Raw genomic sequence first — 17643 nt, 5'->3', positions numbered from 1 at the left:
AAGTTAATGTTGGCCAGAGACTAGGCTTGAGGCTTCATCCAGTGCTGACTTTAATTGGGTAGCAAAAGTTTCAGCTTCTGAATCGGACATTGGGTTGCCATCTTTTTTAGTGACAAAGAAAATATCTTCTGCGCGTTCACCAAGCGTTGCAATTCTAGCAGAGTGAATATCTAAACCTTGCATCATAAATAAACCGCCTACTTTAGCCAGTAAACCCGGATGGTCAAGTGTGGCTATTTCCACCATGTTTTGCTGTAACGCGGCATTCAGGGTGATATCGACGGTATTTTCAATATCGAAATGACGTAACTGGCGTGGAATACGACGTTGCATTAAACCCGGATATTTATCTGAGTGGCTCAGCGCTTCGACCAATGCCTCAATCACAGTTTTTTCACGTTCCGGATCGGTCAGTAAAGTCCCGAAACGGTCTAGAACCACATAAGTATCTAAACTAAATGCAGTGGACGCCGTAATAATTCGCGCATCTTGAACATCCAGATTCATGCGGTCAAATACAGCCACTGTGGTGGCAAACAAATTGGGTTGATCTTGCGTATAAATAAAGATCTGCACTGCATCTTGGGCGTATTGACGATGGGCACGCATGAGTACTAAAGGTTCAGTATTGTCGCCATGTTGCAAGATGGCACGGGTATGCCAGGCAATTTCATCTGCCGATTCTTTAATGAAATATTCATCTCCCAATTCCTGCCAAATGGTTTCTACATCGTACAGGGAGAAATCATTGACCAACAATTCACTGGCTGCGAATTTAGTATCTTCAATCAGCATTTGATAATCGACAGGACGCCCGAGACCGGTACGAATCACATCACGTGCATGGGTATAAAGCTGGCGCATCAGGGAAGCACGCCATGTATTCCAGAGTTTCGGATTGGTCGCGTTAATATCGGCAACAGTGAGCACATACAGATAATCCAGATGCTCCATATCACCCAGTTTTTGCGCAAAATCCTGAACCACATCGGGATCGGAAATATCTTTTTTCTGCGCGGTCATCGACATTAGCAAATGATTTTGAATCAGCCAGGCCACCAGATTGCATTCACGCTCGGTAAAGCCATGGGTGCGACAGAAGGCAATCGCATCTTCTGCACCCAGTTCACTATGGTCACCACCACGACCTTTGGCAATGTCATGGAATAATGCAGCCAGATATACAATGTCGCGACGACGAAGTCGCTGGAACACCGAGCTGACCACCGGAAAATCTTTGGCAAATTCAGGTTCTTTAAAGCGGTTTAAATTACGCAGCAATAATAGGGTATGCGCATCGACAGTATAAATATGGAACAGGTCATATTGCATCAACCCCATAATTTGCCCGAATGCGGGAATATAATTTCCCAGCACGCCATAACGTTTCATCGCCACCAGCGTGTCATACAGGCGATGCGGTGAACGCATGATTGCCATAAACAGGGCCTGATGTTCGGGATTATCGCGATAAGCCTGATTAATGCGTTTGGCTGCCAGAGTGAGCAGGCGTAAAGTACGGGCACGGATGCCTTCAATTTCAGGTCGGTTGGCCAGTAAATAGAAAATTTCCAAGATAGCACTCGGGCGTTCCGAGAAGATTTTATGGTGCTGTACTGCCAGCTTGCCATCCACCAGTTTGAAATTTTCGTTAATTTCTTCAATTTTACGTTCGTAATTCGGCAAACGTGGGGTGATGACCGACTCATTAAAGTAGGCCAGCAGCATTTCATTTAAGGTAGAAATTTGCTGGGCGCTACGGTAATAGCGCTTCATAAACTGTTCAATCGGAAAATTCTGCGATTTGCCTTCTTCACGGGTATAGCCAAATAAGGCCGCAATATCACGTTGATAATCAAACAATAAACGGTTTTCGTCACGTTTGGTCAGACGGTGCAGATGATGACGAATTTCCCATAAGAAACTTTCCGCTTCTTCTAAAACACCCAGCTCGAAATCTGAAATAAAGCCTAAATGCACCAGGTCATAAATACGGTTGACCCGGAAGTGACGTTTGGCAATCCAGCCAATCTGGTTAATATCGCGAATACCACCCGGGGCATTTTTGATGTCGGGTTCCAGGTTGCTTTCAGTATTGTTGTGCTGAGCATAGCGTTTGGCTTGCTCATCCATTTTGGCATCAAAAAAGGTTTTATCGGTCCAGGTTTGCGAGACAATACGACGTGGCCATTTGGCTAAATGCGGGTTGCCAATAATCAGACGCGATTCAATCAGCGCCGTCGCCACGGTTAAATCATTGGTCGCCTGTTCAACACATTCGGAAATGGTCCGTACACTAATACCGGGTTTGAAATTACCGACATCCCAAAGCGAGGAGATAAAGGTAGAAATCAGTTTTTCCTGATCGGAAGTAATTTCATCTTCCGACAAAATCATGATGTCGACGTCTGAATAGGGCAACATTTCCCGACGTCCATAACCGCCCACTGCAAACAGACCCAAATCGGTCTGGTCCAGTTCGGCATGTTTCCACAGGAATTCTAAGGCTTCATCAATCAAATTGGATCGGGCTAAAATGATTTCCCGGATTGACTGTCCATTTTCAAAACCTTTCTGAAGCTGATTTTCAACATCGGCGCGCCATTGATTGATCGCCTGAATGTCATGGTTACTTTTAACGTAATTCAGCAGAGGAGAAGTATTGATCATGAACAGTGGTCCGTAAATATTATGACAAGTTTAGTTTTGTTGAACACTGACTTGAGACGCCGTCTCTAGTGCAAGTTCACGCGCCTGATCTGTGGTTTCAGCACGTGCAGTTGCGACCCCCATGCGACGTCGTTTAAAACCTTCAGGCTTACCGAAAAGGCGTAAATCGGTGTTTGGATTTACTAAAGCAAGATTTAAGCCAGAAAAAGATAAATTACGATCATCAACGCTTGCATAAATGACAGCACTGGCTGCAACACTATGACGAGATGTATTCACCGGCAGGCCTAAAATGGCACGTGCGTGCAGTTCAAATTCACTCTGGAATTGCGATGCCAATGTCACAAGCCCGGTATCATGCGGACGTGGAGATACTTCACTAAACCATACTTTGTCGCCTTTGACAAACAGTTCGACTCCGAAAATACCGCAGCCACCTAAAGCCGCTGTGACTTTATGAGCAATGCGTTTCGATTCTTCCAGCGCGGCTGGCGTCATGGCCTGAGGCTGCCAGCTTTCGACATAATCCCCAGAGTCCTGACGATGTCCGATCGGGTCGCAGTACTGGGTTTCGACTTCGCCTGTTTCAGCATTTTTCGCGCGAACGGTAAGTAAGGTAATTTCAAAGTCAAAATCAATTTGTGATTCGACAATCACTTTACCCTGATTGACGCGTCCGCCGGTTTGCGCATATTCCCAAGCGGCATCCACTTCATCAAAACTTTTAACGCGAGATTGTCCTTTGCCTGATGACGACATCACTGGTTTAACAAAGTTGGGATAGCCAATATCATCGCAAGCCGCACGGAAAGAATCAATTGAGTCGGCAAAACGATAGGCTGATGTCGGTAAACCGAGTTCTTCAGCCGCCAGACGACGAATACCTTCACGGTTCATGGTCAAGTTGACCGCTTTTGCTGAAGGAATCACGGTAGCAATATTTTGTTGTTCAATCTCGACCAAAACTTCGGTCGCAATGGCTTCAATTTCAGGAACAATCAGATGGGGCTGGATTTTTTGGATCAGTTGTTTGAGTTCTGCGGCATCTGCCATATTCAAGGTATAAGCAAAATGGGCAACTTGCATGGCGGGCGCATGGTCATAACGGTCTGCGGCATGAACTTCTACACCTAAACGTTGTAGAGAAATCACCACTTCTTTACCCAACTCTCCTGAACCTAATAGCAAAACTTTAAAGGCAGAAGCTTGAAGGGGAGTACCAATAGTCACGCTCATGTAAATCATCCATGCTTGATTTTATGGACTTTTAGCATAGCAGAACTGATTGCCAAATTAAGATGGGATTCACATAAAATAATGATATTGTCCAACAATTTTATTTATAAAGTTGTTTGAAAAATCTCCCTAAATCCCTCTTTGTAAAAGAGGGACTTTTCTATGAGATTTAGAAGGAAAAAGGCATATAGGTATAGACCAAACCATAAGCCAAAGCTGCGGTTAAGGTCGCAGGCACAATCTTTTTAAATTTAAAATACAGCCCGGCTAAGGTTAAAAAACCCACCAGCATGGCAAAGCTTTTATTCGGTGTTTCCATTAAGGGAGGAAGCGTTGCCACCACCAGCATGGAACTGATTGCGGCAATGCCAATACTTCCCAAAGCGATTTTGATCCAGACTGAGCCACGTTTTTGCGAGCTCTGCTGATGTTTTTGTATGACATAAAAAGGGCCAAAACGTGAGGCAAAATTAGCAATCCCGACAATGATCCCGACCAGAATAATTTCAAGATTCATGCGCTTCTCCAAATTCATCATCATGCTGTTTTAAAACATAGTGCTTAAATAAGCCAGCCAAAATACCGGATAAAATTCCAATAAAAATCGCAGCGGATAAATTAATGAAATAGCAGGCAATTGCGGAAACAATTAAGCAGACCGTCACGATAAAAGTGTGTTTCTTCTCAAATGCTGCCAGCAAGAAGCTCAGGAATAAGGCCGGTAGCAAGAAATCCAGGGCAGCCTGTAAAAACTGCGGTAAGTCACTGACCTGATCTGCAAATAAGCCACCCAAGAACGAACCTAAAGCCCAAGACATCCAGCTAAACAGGCTTAAACCCAGCATCCAGGATTCTGACCATTCCTGACGTCGTTGTGACAGTTTAATCATGCCGGAAGCAAATACTTCGTCGGTTAAGCCCCACGCCCAAACCGCAGTTTTCTTTAAATTCAGCTTGTCCCGAATCAGGTTTTGTAATGCAGGGCCATAAAGCACATGGCGAATATCTAAAGCAATTACGGTAAGGGCGGTCATCCAGATTGAGGTACCACTACCCAGTAAGGCCACCACCAAAAACTGACTGGCGCCTGCGTACATGGAGCAGGATAAAAACAGCGCTTCCCAAGAACTAAAGCCGAACTGGCTGGCGGAAACACCAAAAGCAAAAGAAACAGGAAGATAAGTAAAAATAATGGCTTGGCTATCTTTTGCGCCTTGCCAAAAGCCAGCAGCTTTGACTGGAGGAATTTTGTGCTCAGACACGACACACCTTTGCGGGAGAGTTGAACAACAGGTCAAATGATGATTGAGTATTGTACGCGAATTCACTAGCATAGTGCCGAATTGTTTGTTTAGGCGAGCCGGATATGTTGATGTTAAAGACACGTGGGATGCTGATTGTTTCTTTATTATGCAGTAGTGCTTTACTACAGGCTTGTGGAAATGAAGGTAATAAGACTGAAAAAGTTCAGATTAAACCTGCAGCTAAATTAACCAATGATGCAACCACTTATGCCAATGAGGCCTGGAAATTTATCAATCGGGTAGATGGTCTGGTCTATGCCAAAAAACTGGATGTATTGGAAGAGCAGGTGCGTAAGCCGGCGCGCAAGCTCAGTACCGATTGGCGCATTAATGTCAAAATGACCGATTCTGTGACTGAAGGAAAATATGCGCTCTGTCGTAAAGCATTGACCAGTCTGGAAATCTGGGCACGTGAAAGTATGGAGCAATCCAGTTCAGTAGCGCAGAAGCAGGCCGATTACGAACGCGATAAACAGCAATGTAAAGGTGCGATTGAGCATCCGCAGCTAGGCAATACTGATCCTAAAAAGGTTGGGGTTTAATGCAAAAAAGACGAGGCACAGGCCTCGTTTTTTATGTTTTAAATTTCTATCATATTTGCTTTTAGTTATAGTTTTAAAGAATCAATAAGAGAATAAAACAATAATGTGATAAATATATAAAATTATCACTAATTGATAAAATATGTATAATAATGGCTATTTTTAATGAAAAATATTTAGATAAAATCTGTATTTTTTATTTTTAGCAACCAAATAAGAGTAGAGAAAAATGTTTAATAAAGTGTTTTTATCAATAAGTGTGGCAGTTGTTTTGAGTGCTTGGAGTGGTGTGGCAACGGCCGCAGACAATGAATATGAAGTGGCGCCCTGTACTAATGGCTTTGATGATGTCAACGTATGTCAATTGCGTTCATAAGCACGATTGATGAACTATACCAATCATCAGTCAATTTATTCACTTGTCATGCTTAGGCATAGTACAACTCATACTACAACGGTATAAGTATCTGAATCCTCTTCATCTTTTAAATATTTAATTGATTTTCTATTGAATGGTTCGGAAAGGCATGCGCGATGCGATGTAATTCAGACACATCCAAAATTTCAATTTTCTTAAAAGAGAGCCGTAAAATATTCTGCTTTTCCAAGGCTTGTAATTCCTGATTAATCGTCTGCCGCGAGCAGGTCAGCATTTGCGCCAATTGTTCTTGAGATAAATGAATGACATTTTTCTCGATCATCACATGATTGCCATAACCATTTAGAATAAACATCAGGCGCTGTGCCAGGCGCTGGTGAATGCTTTGCGTTTGAATAGAAATCAGTTCCAGAAAAGCAAAGCGTAACTTTTGACTGGTTAATTGTGCGATGTGATACCAAAAACCAGGATGCTGTTGCAGCAGATTTTGTATCGCTGCACTGGGGATGTGTAAGATCAGGCTCTTTTGAGTCGCAATGGCATTGTGCGAACGAGGCTTAGCATCGACCAGAGAGATTTCACCAAACCACATAATCGGTTCAACAATCGCAGCCACGGATTCTTTGCCTTCTATATCAATATAACCCAAGCGGACAGCCCCTTCTAAAACCGCATAGATGCCATTGAAGGAGTCACCTGCATGAAAGATGGCCTGTTCCTTGTCAAAATGTTGTTGCACTGCATGGCTGATGATAAATTGTTTAAATGCCGTAGTTAACTGTGAAAACCATACATTCTGCTCTAAATGATCAATATAAACGGGGTCGAGCACTTCAATTCCTTTTTTAATATGAGTTGTCGGCTAGCTGACAACTTGTCGCGGTATTTTTTTATATAGTGAAAATATAAGTCTAACAAGGAAAACAGTGATGACCAAATTAGAACAGCTGCTGAGCCAGTATGCAGCATACCATCTGGATCAGAAAAATATTTATACCCATTTTATTGGTATTCCAATGATTGTGTTTTCCATTATCTGCCTGACTGCCCGTGCCGGTGTGATCATTTCAGGTGTTGAGCTGACTCTGGCTTTAGTGCTCCTGCTTGCCAGCTGTATTTATTATCTCAGTTTAGATCGTATCTTTGGTCTGATCATGTTAGTGATCTACGCAATTGCTTATCCATTTGCTTACAAGATTGCCCAGCTTGATACCACTGGCTGGTTAAGCCTCAGCATTGGAATTTTCGTAGTGGGATGGGTATTCCAGTTTGTGGGACATTTTTATGAAAAGAAAAAACCCGCTTTTACCGATGATATTATTGGTTTAGCCATCGGTCCTTTATTTGTTTTAGCTGAAATGGTGTTTATGCTCGGGTTTAGAAAAGAGCTGGAACAACGCATTCTAGAAAAAGCACGTAAACAACGTGCTGCAATGGATGTCAAAACCGTGAATATCTGACTGAAAAGACCCAATAAAAAAGCCAGTGTTGAATGCACTGGCTTTTTTTATATCGCGTTAGGATGGGTTGAGGTTTATGATTTGGGTGCCTGCTTTTCAGGAGTGGTGTTTTCGTGCATGCTTTCATGCATAGTGGCTTGCGGTGCGGTGGTGTTGGGTGCTGCAGTTGCAGCTTTGTGATCCATGTTCATCATCTGGTCTTTGTCCATCATTTTATGCTCTGCTTTTTTTTTCATGATTTGCTTTGTGTTTTGTAGCATGAGCAGTGGCAACACATTTACCCCCTTGATGATTTGGTCCCGTACCACCTGTCATGGTTGTACCTTTGGGGCAAGCAAATGCGGTCACGCTAAGCATGGAGAAGATTGTTGCTGTAAAGATTGTATTGATTTTTTTCATTGCTATTATTCTTTGGAAACAGGCATTAGTGCCTGTAGATAAATTAGATAAAATTGATCAGGCATGAAGTTGTAAGCTGGTTGTTGAAAAGCAAGAATTTATGGTGAAATTGTCGCCATATTTTTGCTTTTAAGCGAAAATTAAGCTGATGCTGTATCAAATGAAATGATAAAAAATCATTCAATTACTTACCCAAAAAAATAGCCTAAGTTAAATACCATAAGCTTACGAACCTTCATTTATAGACGTTGTATTGGGTATTTGATCAATCATCAAAGTGTTCATCTGGTTGGGAAAATTCAGTTCAGGAATCAGGCTAGTTTATAGTAAGCGTTTGCTCTTTGCTTCAATAAATTTGTGATCTGTGTAGAGGAAAAAGGAGATATAAGTGTATGTTGGGACTCAAGCAACTTGCCTAAACTACTTAAAAAGCGCCGATATGAAAAATCTAAAGAAATAAAAAAGCCAGCGTAATGCTGGCTTTTTTTGCTTCAACTTATACGTTAAAGCGGAAGTGCAGAACGTCACCGTCCTGAACCACGTAAGTCTTACCTTCTAGACGCCATTTACCCGCTTCTTTTGCACCAGCTTCGCCGTTGTATTGAACAAAGTCATCATAAGCAATACATTCAGCGCGGATAAAGCCTTTTTCAAAGTCAGTGTGAATCACACCCGCTGCTTGAGGGGCAGTTGCACCGACTTTTACAGTCCAGGCACGAACTTCCTGTACACCTGCAGTAAAGTAAGTCTGTAAGCCAAGCAAGCTGTAACCAGCACGGATTACAATGTTCAGACCTGGTTCTTCCATACCCATTGCTTCTAGGAATTCAGCACGGTCTTCATCTTCAAGCAGTGAAATTTCAGCTTCAATCTGGTTGCAAAGTGGAACCACAATCGCATTTTCTTCTGCAGCCAATTTTTTCACAGCGTCTAGATGAGGGTTGTTTTCAAAACCATCTTCAGCCACGTTGGCAATATACATGGTTGGTTTTAAAGTCATTAAACCAAAACCACGTACCAGTTTGCGTTCGTCATCATCGAGGTCGGCTGCACGAGCAGGTTTACCTTCATCCAGTAAAGGCAAAATTTTGTCTAGAACAGCTTTAGTCGCAACTGCTTCTTTGTCGCCACCTTTGGCAGATTTGGCCAAACGTGTTGCTGCTTTAGTTACAGTTTCCAGGTCAGCCAGTGCAAGTTCTGTATTGATGGTGGCAATATCATCCAGCGGGTCAATTTTTCCGTTCACATGAATGACATTTTCATCTTCAAAACAGCGAACCACGTGGGCAATGGCATCAGTTTCACGGATGTTGGCAAGGAACTGGTTACCCAACCCTTCACCTTTAGATGCACCCGCAACAAGACCAGCAATATCAACGAATTCCATAGTCGTTGGAATGACACGTTGAGGCCCAACAATAGCAGTCAATTTATCTAAACGTGGATCAGGTACAGGCACGATACCGGTGTTTGGTTCAATGGTACAGAACGGGAAGTTTTCTGCAGCAATGGCAGCTTTAGTCAATGCATTGAAAAGTGTAGATTTACCAACGTTCGGCAAGCCGACAATACCGCAATTAAAACCCATGAAATGACTCACAACGTGTTATTTAAAAATTGCCGATGATTTTACATGAAAGCCATGACAAAGTCAGGTCATGGCTGGGTGCTTTGTTGAAAACTCATAAAATGGATAAGGATTTAAATTTTGCGTTTATCCAGTTGGCTGGAGATGGAATCGCCGGCGGCCTGAACCAGCATCACTAAAATTACCAGCACCACAATCACGGCCAGCATAATTTGCATGTCAAAACGCTGATAACCATAACGGTAGGCAATATCGCCCAAACCACCCGCGCCAATAGCTCCGGCAATAGCAGAAGAGTTGATCATGGTGACTAAGGTCACGGTAAATCCGGCCACAATGCCGGGTAGGGCTTCAGGCAGCAGTACATGCCAGATGATCTGTTTGCGGTTACAGCCTATTGCCTGAGCTGCTTCAATCAGGCCCTGATCGACTTCACGTAAACTGACTTCAGCAATACGGGCAAAGAAAGGTGTTGCTGCCAAGGTCAACGGTACTACCGCTGCCCATACCCCATAACTGGTGCCAACGATGAGTCGGGTCAATGGAATAAGAGCAACCATTAAAATCAGGAAGGGAATAGAGCGGGTAATGTTGACCACCCAACCCAGAGCCTGATTGATGCTTTTGGAAGGATAAATACCGTGTTCTGATGTGCTGACTAAAATGATAGCCATCGGCAGACCCATCAAGAATGCGACGATTGCTGACACACCGACCATCAATAAAGTATCAATCGTTCCGGTCAGTAATAAATCAATGAGCTGGTCGTGCATAGCCAATCACCTCAATCTGTGCAATGTACTGGTTTAATTTTTGTTGAAGCTGTTTTAGATCTGTATTGAGCTCAGGCACAGCCACAATAAAACTACCGACCAGATGGTTCTGAATAGTGTCGATGTGGCTTTGATATAAATGCACCGGTGTATCAAACTGGCCAAAAATATCTTTTAGATCTGGAGCGTGCTGAACATCAGAGGCATAACGCAGCTTTAAAATGCTATGTGAACTTTCGGCAATGACTTTTGGGCTGATGGCAAAAGGTAATTCCAGCTGTTCCAGATTCAAAAGTTCCTGGGTAATGTCCTGCTGTGGATTGGAAAAGACCGACCAGACTTCACCTGCTTCGACAATTTCACCGTGTTCAATCACTACCACCTGATCGCAAATTTCACGGATGACCTGCATTTCATGGGTAATTAGTACAATAGTAATGCCGAGTTTCTGATTAATTTCTTTCAGCAGGGACAACACCACCGATGTACTTTCCGGATCCAGGGCAGAAGTTGCTTCATCGCACAGCAGAATTTCCGGATGATGGACCAAGGCACGAGCAATCCCGACACGCTGTTTCTGTCCACCGGATAATTGTGAAGGGTAGTGCTGAGCTTTATCGCTGAGTCCGACCAGTTGCAGGACCTCATTGACACGAGTGTCAATCTCATCTTTTTGATAATTCGAGACTTTAAGCGGCAAGGCGACATTTTCCCACACCGTCTTGGCGGACATTAAATTAAAATGCTGGAAAATCATGCCGATGCGCTGACGCAGCTGGATCAGTTCAGAATGTTTCATTTCGGCCAGATCTTGCTGGTGAATGTGGATATGACCTTCACTGATCTGCTCTAGCCCATTTAAGGTACGCAATAATGATGATTTACCTGCACCACTCTTACCGATAATCCCGAAGATTTTACCTTCTGCAATGTCGAGGTTAATGTCTTTCAATGCATGAACCGGGCTACCTTGAACATCATAATATTTGTTTAGATTCCGGATTTTGATGTGGGGGATAGAGAAGTCCACCTTTGAACCAAAACTCACCATGGATATTCTCCTTATTTCCAGCCCGGGAACCAGAGTTTGGCACCAAAATCTGCATCCAAAGCCTGTTTCACTTTTGCCGAGTTCTGATAGATTTCAACAAATTTTTTCAGCTTGTCATTTTTATCCTGGTAGTCATCACGTACTGCAAACAAGATGGCGTAGCGTGTGTCAGTGTTAGAGTCAAATAACAGCGCTTGTTCAGGATCAGCCGTTTTCGCTAAACGTAAGTAATGCGGGTAGCCAAAAGCCAGATCGACATCATCAATGGCACGTGCAGTTTGTGGGCCTTCCACTTCGACAAACTGCAATTTTTTAGGATTGGTCACGATGTCTTTCAGACTAGATAAATAGTTTTCTGGGTCTTTGAGGGTGATCAGTTTTGCCTGTTGTAAAAGCAGTAGAGCACGTCCCTGATTCACCGGGTCATTTGGAACCACGACTTTAGCGCCATCTTTTAACTCATCAAAGCTTTTGATTTTCTTGGAATACAAACCGACATGCGTTGCTGCACCTTTGGCAAATGCCTTGATCTTGAAATCGGTTTCTTTCTTCGCATTATCTAAAAATGGTTGATGCTGGAAGAAATTGGCATCAATATCACCGTGATTCAGGGTAATGTTAGGTGTATTCCAGTCGGAAAATTCTACCAGTTTGACATTTACACCTTGCTGCTTGGCCTCGTTTGCTGCCACCTGTAAAGGCTTGGCAAAGGATGGACTAATGCCAATCACCAGTTCATCCGAAGCGGATTTCTTTTGTTGGTTCCATACCACCAGTCCAATAATGACGGCGGCAATAAACACCCCAATAATGCTGAATTTGGTTTTCGCTGTTTGTGCCATGTTGCACCTCAAAATTTATGCGGATTGTTTTTGATTTAAGTGAGAGTTCGAAGTTGAGGCGGAGCTTTGACATCGAAATTGCTGAACAGGATGAGATGCTGAAAGCTGATCTCCCTGCTGAAAAAGTTTGTGTCTTAAACTGCCGTGTTCATATGCGGTTTTATAGCGACCGCGTTGTTGTAATTCAGGAATGACCCATTGAATAAAATCGTGGTGTGATTCAGGGGCAACGGTGCGGGTCAGGTTAAATCCATCAATGCCTGTTTCATCCATTAATTGAATTAGTTTTTCTGCTACGGTAGCACCACTGCCAACAATCAGGGGATAACGTCCACCGAGAACATGCTGTGCTTTTAAATCATTTTTAGTGATTTTCTGTTCTTTAAACTTATTGTTCACCGAAGCAATGCTGTTGGTTTTTTGGTAAGGAATGGCTTCGTCATCGGCAAATTTAGACAAATCCATACCGACTGAACTGGAGAAATGCGCTAAACCTGCTTCAGGACTGGCATAGGCAATATATTCATCCAGTTTTTGCTGCGCCAATTGATCCGTTTCAGCAGTCACCACGGTAATGCCGACAAAGATTTTAATCGCTTCAGGGTCACGTCCTTGATTGGTGGCTTGCTGACGAATTTGATCGACCTGTTTTTTGATTTTCTCGGGTTGATCACCCCCAATGAACATGCCTTCTGCATGTTGAGTCGCAAAAGCTAAACCACGAGGAGAGGCACCCGCCTGGAATAAAACAGGGGTGCGTTGAATCGATGGTGAAACTTGAAATACACCTTGGCTTTGGTAAAACTGACCATCATGCTGAACTGAATGCACTTTGGCAGGATCGGTAAAAGTACGATTTTGTTTGTCTTTTAGAATGGCATCATTTTCCCAGGAACCTTCCCAGAACTTATAGCAAAGCTGTAAAAATTCTTCGGCCTGTTCATAGCGCAGGTCGTGGTCTTTCAAGCCTTTTTCACCAATTAATCGCTGTGCGCTGTCTAAGTAACCCGTGACAATATTCCAGCCGATACGGCCATGAGTGAGATGATCAAGACTGGCAAAACGGCGGGCAAACTGATAAGGCGATTCATAACTTAAATTTACCGTAATGCCAAAACCTAGATTTTTTGTCACCGCAGCCATCGCTGAAACCAAGGTGCTTGGATCATGGCTCGGTAGCTGAATCGACTCTTTTAAAGTCAGGTTAATGCCATTTTGATAGACATCATAAACCCCGGTAATATCGGCAATGAACAAGCCATCAAACAGGCCTTGTTCCAAAGTTTGAGCCAAATCCGTCCAGTAACTGAGTTCATTAAAACGATGCGATTCATCCCGTGGATGGGTCCATAAACCGTGGTTGATATGACCGACACAGTTCATATCAAAAGCATTGAGCAAGATTTTCTTTGCTGTCTTTGGTGTTGAGGTCGTTGTCATTACAATGTTCCCCGACGCGGTGGCAATATACCGTTTAACACATGATTAGCAATGAAATAATATTTCCATCGCGCCGCATCATGTAGGGTATGTACGCGAGCATTGCGCCAAAAGCGGTCCAGACCATCTTCCCGTTGACTGCCCCGACTACCTGCAAGTTCAATCAGTTTTGACGATGCTTTTAAGGCTGTTTCAGTACTGTGCGCACGAACTTTGGCAACATCGAGAGAGGCTTTGGCAATATTTTCTGCTGTAGGTGCAGGTATGGCCGCATCAATAGAACGCGCTGCCTGTTTCAGTAACACTTCAGAAGCACGCACATCGGCAACAATGCGACCCAATTCAAACAGCGTCAGTGGATCATCAGTGGCTTTGTCGACACCTGAATCAATCCATGGACGCGCTTGACGCACACGGTTTAAGGTTTCTTCAAATGCGGCACGGGCTATTCCGGTTTCAATAGAAGCATGCATCAATTGCGCAAACGGACCAGAAATGGTCGGTGTGGAGTAGGCAGGATCAAACGGCACTACATCTTCAGCCAGTATCTGCACATTGTTGAATTTCACTGTGCCACTTCCGGTCGTGCGTTGCCCAAACCCGCTCCAGTCATCAATTAAAGTTAGGCCTTCGCTATGACGTGGCACAAAAGCCAGAAACTGTTGATCCTGTTCATCGACCACCAGTGTTGGAATTCGATGAGCAAATAAACTGCCGGTGCAATAGAACTTTTCACCATTAATCACATAACCTGCCGCATTTTTTCGGATAGCTGTTTGGCGTTGAGCCGCAGTCTTGGTTTTAAACTCTGCTAGAGCATTGCCAAAGCGGGCACCTTTTAAAACTTCGGCATAGAACTTCTGTTTTTGTTGTTCAGTTCCGTTATTACGCAGGATTTCCAGTCCATAAAAATGGTTTTGCGGAATTTGGCCAATCGAACCATCGACACCACTCATTAAGGCAATCACTTGCGCCACGGTATAGCTGGAAACTTCCGCGCCACCATATTGCTTGGGTACGGTAATGGCCCATAACCCAGACTGGCTGTAGGCTTCAATTTCTTCAAAAGGCAGAATCCGTTCGGCATCGCGTTGCACAGCTCCTGCTTTGAATTGTTCAGCTAAATTACTTGCGATTTCCAGCGCTTCGGCATCAGACTGAATAATATGCGCGTGTGCCAGCTGCTCTGCGTTGAATGGAATAATATTTTGATATGAAGTCATGAGCGGTATCCTTAAATCCAGGCGTGGCGGGCAGGAAGTTTATGATTCAGGTAATAATCCCCAAGTGCATGTAATTTCCAGCGGATTGGATCATGCAGGGTATGCACACGGGCATTGCGCCAGTGTTGATCCAGGTTGTGCTGACTGAGACTGGAACGGCTACCGCCAAGTTCCAGTAACTTTTCAGAAATGTGCAGTGCCGCATCATTGGCATAGATTTTTGCTTCTGCCACAAGAATCGAGGCTTTAGCCGCCTGTTCATCCGTTACGGCATCGAGTTGGTCCAGTTCATCTAAATACTCAGCTGCTTCATCGAGTAGTAAAATGGCAGCATCCAGCAGTACTGAAGATTTGCCGACTTCCTGCAAGGTGTAATGTTCAAAACTGGCTTTTTCCACATGTGCATCGACAATCGGACGTGCTTTCTGTACGGCTGTAACGGTATCGGCAAATGCTGCTTCAGCAATGCCGACATCAATCGCAACTTGTAGTAATTGTGAATAAGCACCGCGGTAATTGGGTTGACTGGAAAGTAGGCGTTCATCAAAAATCAGCAGGGGATCAACTTCAACATGCTCGAGTCTGACCGTGCCACTTGAAGTGGTACGCTGACCAAAACCATTCCAGTTATCAATAACTTCAACACCGGCAGCTTCACGATTCACAATCGTTAAAACCACATGACCTTCTGGATGAATGGCTTTGATCGCTAGCCAGTGGGCAAAACTACTACCGGTGGAATAAAACTTTTCACCATCTACAAAGTAATGACCATCTTTAAGGGTTAACAGCGTATTTAAGGTTTTACTGTCTTTGGTATGACGTTCCGGTCCACCATTGGCCAGACGCTTACCTTTTAAAATTTCGCTATAAATAAACTGTTTTTGTTGATCCGTGCCCATAATCTGGATCATATTCAATAAGGCAATCTGGTTTTGCGGAATTTGTCCCACGCTGGAATCGGCTTTATTAATAATACGAAAGACATGTGCCAAAGTTTTATTGGATACGAAAGGACCACCAAATTGTTTTGGAATTCGAATACCACCTAAGCCTTTCTGGCTGAATAAATCAATTTCTGCAAAAGGCAATAAGCGTTGTTGATCACGGTCATTGCGACCTTCCAATGCAAAATCTGCTACATGATAAGCAGCATGAATGGCTTCAAGATCATTTTCAATTACATGAACATTTTCTGAAATTAAACGAGACATAATGACACCTTAAATCGATATCAAAACGCTACAAGTAATTGAATTTAAAATTAAGCAATTGCTTGTGCAAAGCTTATGAAAAATCTTATTTAAGATAAAAAATGCTAGATTATGATTGAATTTGAATAAGTTAAATGTTTAAAAATCAAAAAAATATTTTTTTTTGAGAACTTTTTGCAGGGCTAACAAGCGCAGGTTATCTACTTTGAAGATAATCAAGACAAAAAAACATATAAAAATAAAGGAAGATGATACAGTTTTTAGGCATACGATTTTGAATAAAAAGTGCATTGTAATTCCGGGGCAGGGTGACTAAAGTATCCGACTGAATTAGATGGTTTTGACTTGGCAGAACTAAAAAAATAAACGCGGAGTTTTTATGCGAATTTTATACCAGTTTCCTTTATCTCATTTTTGTGAAAAAGCGCGCTGGTTGCTCGACTATAAAGAGCTGGATTATGTGGCCCATAATCTGATTCCCGGAGTGCATCGTGCATTTGCCCAATTAAAAACAGGACAAAACCGTTTACCAATTTTACGTGATCAGGAACACTGGATTGCGGACTCGACTGAAATTGCCTTATATCTGGATGAGGTATATCCCGAGCATTCTTTATTGCGTGCCGATCCGCAGCAACGTCAACTGGCTTTGGAAATCAATAGTCTTGCCACCGAGCTGGGTAGACATGTGCGCCGTTGGGGACTTGCTCATACTTTGTCAGAAAGTGAAGAATCTTTAGATATCTTAATTGGTGAAAAGGGTTATTTACGTCAGTTTGAAAAATATTCCAAACCGATTATCAAAGCCTTGCTTTCTAAAGGCTATCAACTGAATGCAGACAAGGTGGCTGAATCTAAACTGCAAATGGATAGCATCATCCAAAGTTTAAATGAAAGATTGATTGAAAATCATGGGCGTTATTTTGTCGGAGAACGTCTTGGTCTTGCGGATATCGCGGTCTGTTCGATGCTTGCACCAATTCTGGAAATTCCGGGTACACCTTGGGAAAAAGAGCAGGGTGAAACCTTATCTGAAGAATTTCGTCAATATAAAGAGCATTTAATGACATTACCTTTGGGCCAATATGTGCTGCGTATATATCAAACTGAACGTAATGCACGTGTCGATTGGCGTGGAGTTTAAAAGGAATGCATAAAAATATGCGCTCTAAAGCGCGTATTTTGCAAAGCAAATGCCTTTACGCAAAAATGACTTAACCAAAGACGATCGGTTGATCGAGTTCTAAACCTGGTGTGGATGTCGGTAGCGATGTTGCATCGTAATTCGGTTGTGTACTGGTACTCAAAATTTCAGGAAGTGAGCCTGTAAGACCCGGAGCAGTATTGCTTAAATCGATATTGCCTAAACTGCTGTTGCCTTGGAATAAATCAGACAGGTTAGGTAAGGGGGTTGGGGTGTCGCCAATGAGCTGTCCATCTGTAATCGTATCCAGATTAAAGTCGCCGCCCAATAGGCCACTCAATAAATTGATAATTTAAGGAATACTAAAACTGCCACTAT

Annotated in this window: 18 protein-coding genes; 3 read left to right on the top strand and 15 right to left on the bottom strand. The window is 43.1% G+C overall.

Going from position 1 to position 17643, the window contains the following annotated elements:
* Positions 1 to 3: 3 nt before the first annotated feature.
* The 4 genes from glnD to B4C48_RS09700 form a co-directional block, all read right to left on the bottom strand.
* Positions 4 to 2670: a [protein-PII] uridylyltransferase gene (glnD, locus tag B4C48_RS09715; RefSeq protein ID WP_291355964.1), complete on the bottom strand. Its 2667-nt coding sequence runs from the start codon at positions 2668 to 2670 to the stop codon at positions 4 to 6.
* A 30-nt stretch (positions 2671 to 2700) separates the two neighbouring features.
* On the bottom strand, positions 2701 to 3915 hold the full coding sequence (gene purT, locus B4C48_RS09710; protein WP_291355962.1) for a formate-dependent phosphoribosylglycinamide formyltransferase: 1215 nt from the start codon (positions 3913 to 3915) through the stop codon (positions 2701 to 2703).
* Positions 3916 to 4075: 160 nt separating this feature from the next.
* Positions 4076 to 4423 carry an L-valine transporter subunit YgaH gene (ygaH, locus tag B4C48_RS09705; RefSeq protein WP_291355960.1) on the bottom strand — a complete coding sequence of 116 codons (348 nt, stop codon included), beginning with the start codon at positions 4421 to 4423 and terminating at the stop codon, positions 4076 to 4078.
* Positions 4413 to 5168 carry an AzlC family ABC transporter permease gene (locus tag B4C48_RS09700; RefSeq protein WP_291355958.1) on the bottom strand — a complete coding sequence of 252 codons (756 nt, stop codon included), beginning with the start codon at positions 5166 to 5168 and terminating at the stop codon, positions 4413 to 4415. The genes ygaH and B4C48_RS09700 overlap by 11 nt, the downstream gene beginning before the upstream one ends.
* A 104-nt stretch (positions 5169 to 5272) precedes the next feature.
* On the opposite strand from B4C48_RS09700, the gene B4C48_RS09695 reads away from it, so the two are divergent.
* A complete protein-coding gene (locus tag B4C48_RS09695; RefSeq protein ID WP_291355956.1) occupies positions 5273 to 5752 on the top strand; it encodes a hypothetical protein in 480 nt (159 codons plus the stop codon).
* A gap of 485 nt (positions 5753 to 6237) precedes the next feature.
* On the opposite strand, the gene B4C48_RS09690 is transcribed toward B4C48_RS09695, so the two are convergent.
* A complete protein-coding gene (locus B4C48_RS09690; protein ID WP_291355954.1) occupies positions 6238 to 6963 on the bottom strand; it encodes a Crp/Fnr family transcriptional regulator in 726 nt (241 codons plus the stop codon).
* Positions 6964 to 7060: 97 nt separating this feature from the next.
* Here B4C48_RS09690 and B4C48_RS09685 point away from each other — a divergent pair, with 97 nt between their 5' ends.
* The gene (locus tag B4C48_RS09685; RefSeq protein ID WP_291355952.1) at positions 7061 to 7591 is read left to right on the top strand and encodes a DUF962 domain-containing protein; all 531 of its coding nucleotides are present in this window, start codon (positions 7061 to 7063) and stop codon (positions 7589 to 7591) included.
* A 74-nt stretch (positions 7592 to 7665) separates the two neighbouring features.
* On the opposite strand, the gene B4C48_RS09680 is transcribed toward B4C48_RS09685, so the two are convergent.
* The 9 genes from B4C48_RS09680 to B4C48_RS09640 form a co-directional block, all read right to left on the bottom strand.
* On the bottom strand, positions 7666 to 7803 hold the full coding sequence (locus tag B4C48_RS09680) for a hypothetical protein (RefSeq protein WP_291355950.1): 138 nt from the start codon (positions 7801 to 7803) through the stop codon (positions 7666 to 7668).
* 1 nt (position 7804) lies between these two features.
* Positions 7805 to 7990 (bottom strand): hypothetical protein, encoded by a 186-nt coding sequence (locus B4C48_RS09675; RefSeq protein ID WP_409449764.1) that lies wholly within the window; start codon positions 7988 to 7990, stop codon positions 7805 to 7807.
* A 496-nt stretch (positions 7991 to 8486) separates the two neighbouring features.
* Positions 8487 to 9578, bottom strand: coding sequence for a redox-regulated ATPase YchF (ychF, locus tag B4C48_RS09670; RefSeq protein ID WP_291355948.1), 1092 nt, complete (start codon positions 9576 to 9578; stop codon positions 8487 to 8489).
* Between the two features lie 113 nt (positions 9579 to 9691).
* Positions 9692 to 10351, bottom strand: a complete 660-nt coding sequence (locus B4C48_RS09665; RefSeq protein WP_291355946.1) for a methionine ABC transporter permease — start codon at positions 10349 to 10351, stop codon at positions 9692 to 9694.
* Positions 10332 to 11402: a methionine ABC transporter ATP-binding protein gene (locus tag B4C48_RS09660; protein WP_291355944.1), complete on the bottom strand. Its 1071-nt coding sequence runs from the start codon at positions 11400 to 11402 to the stop codon at positions 10332 to 10334. Before B4C48_RS09660 ends, B4C48_RS09665 begins: the two co-directional genes overlap by 20 nt.
* Before the next feature lie 11 nt (positions 11403 to 11413).
* Positions 11414 to 12244: a MetQ/NlpA family ABC transporter substrate-binding protein gene (locus B4C48_RS09655; protein ID WP_291355942.1), complete on the bottom strand. Its 831-nt coding sequence runs from the start codon at positions 12242 to 12244 to the stop codon at positions 11414 to 11416.
* A 15-nt stretch (positions 12245 to 12259) separates the two neighbouring features.
* A complete protein-coding gene (locus B4C48_RS09650; protein WP_291355940.1) occupies positions 12260 to 13684 on the bottom strand; it encodes an LLM class flavin-dependent oxidoreductase in 1425 nt (474 codons plus the stop codon).
* On the bottom strand, positions 13684 to 14907 hold the full coding sequence (locus B4C48_RS09645) for an SfnB family sulfur acquisition oxidoreductase (protein WP_291355938.1): 1224 nt from the start codon (positions 14905 to 14907) through the stop codon (positions 13684 to 13686). Before B4C48_RS09645 ends, B4C48_RS09650 begins: the two co-directional genes overlap by 1 nt.
* 11 nt (positions 14908 to 14918) lie before the next feature.
* Positions 14919 to 16121: an SfnB family sulfur acquisition oxidoreductase gene (locus tag B4C48_RS09640; protein ID WP_291355935.1), complete on the bottom strand. Its 1203-nt coding sequence runs from the start codon at positions 16119 to 16121 to the stop codon at positions 14919 to 14921.
* Positions 16122 to 16500: 379 nt separating this feature from the next.
* Between B4C48_RS09640 and B4C48_RS09635 the strand changes: the two genes are divergently transcribed.
* Positions 16501 to 17265 (top strand): glutathione S-transferase family protein, encoded by a 765-nt coding sequence (locus B4C48_RS09635; RefSeq protein ID WP_291355933.1) that lies wholly within the window; start codon positions 16501 to 16503, stop codon positions 17263 to 17265.
* Between the two features lie 70 nt (positions 17266 to 17335).
* Here B4C48_RS09635 and B4C48_RS09630 read toward each other — a convergent pair whose 3' ends face one another.
* A complete protein-coding gene (locus tag B4C48_RS09630) occupies positions 17336 to 17605 on the bottom strand; it encodes a hypothetical protein (RefSeq protein WP_291355931.1) in 270 nt (89 codons plus the stop codon).
* Positions 17606 to 17643 lie beyond the last annotated feature (38 nt).

Source organism: Acinetobacter sp. UBA3106, assembly GCA_002365595.1.
In the GTDB taxonomy this organism is placed as follows: domain Bacteria; phylum Pseudomonadota; class Gammaproteobacteria; order Pseudomonadales; family Moraxellaceae; genus Acinetobacter.
This window is presented reverse-complemented; position numbering and strand designations above follow the sequence as displayed.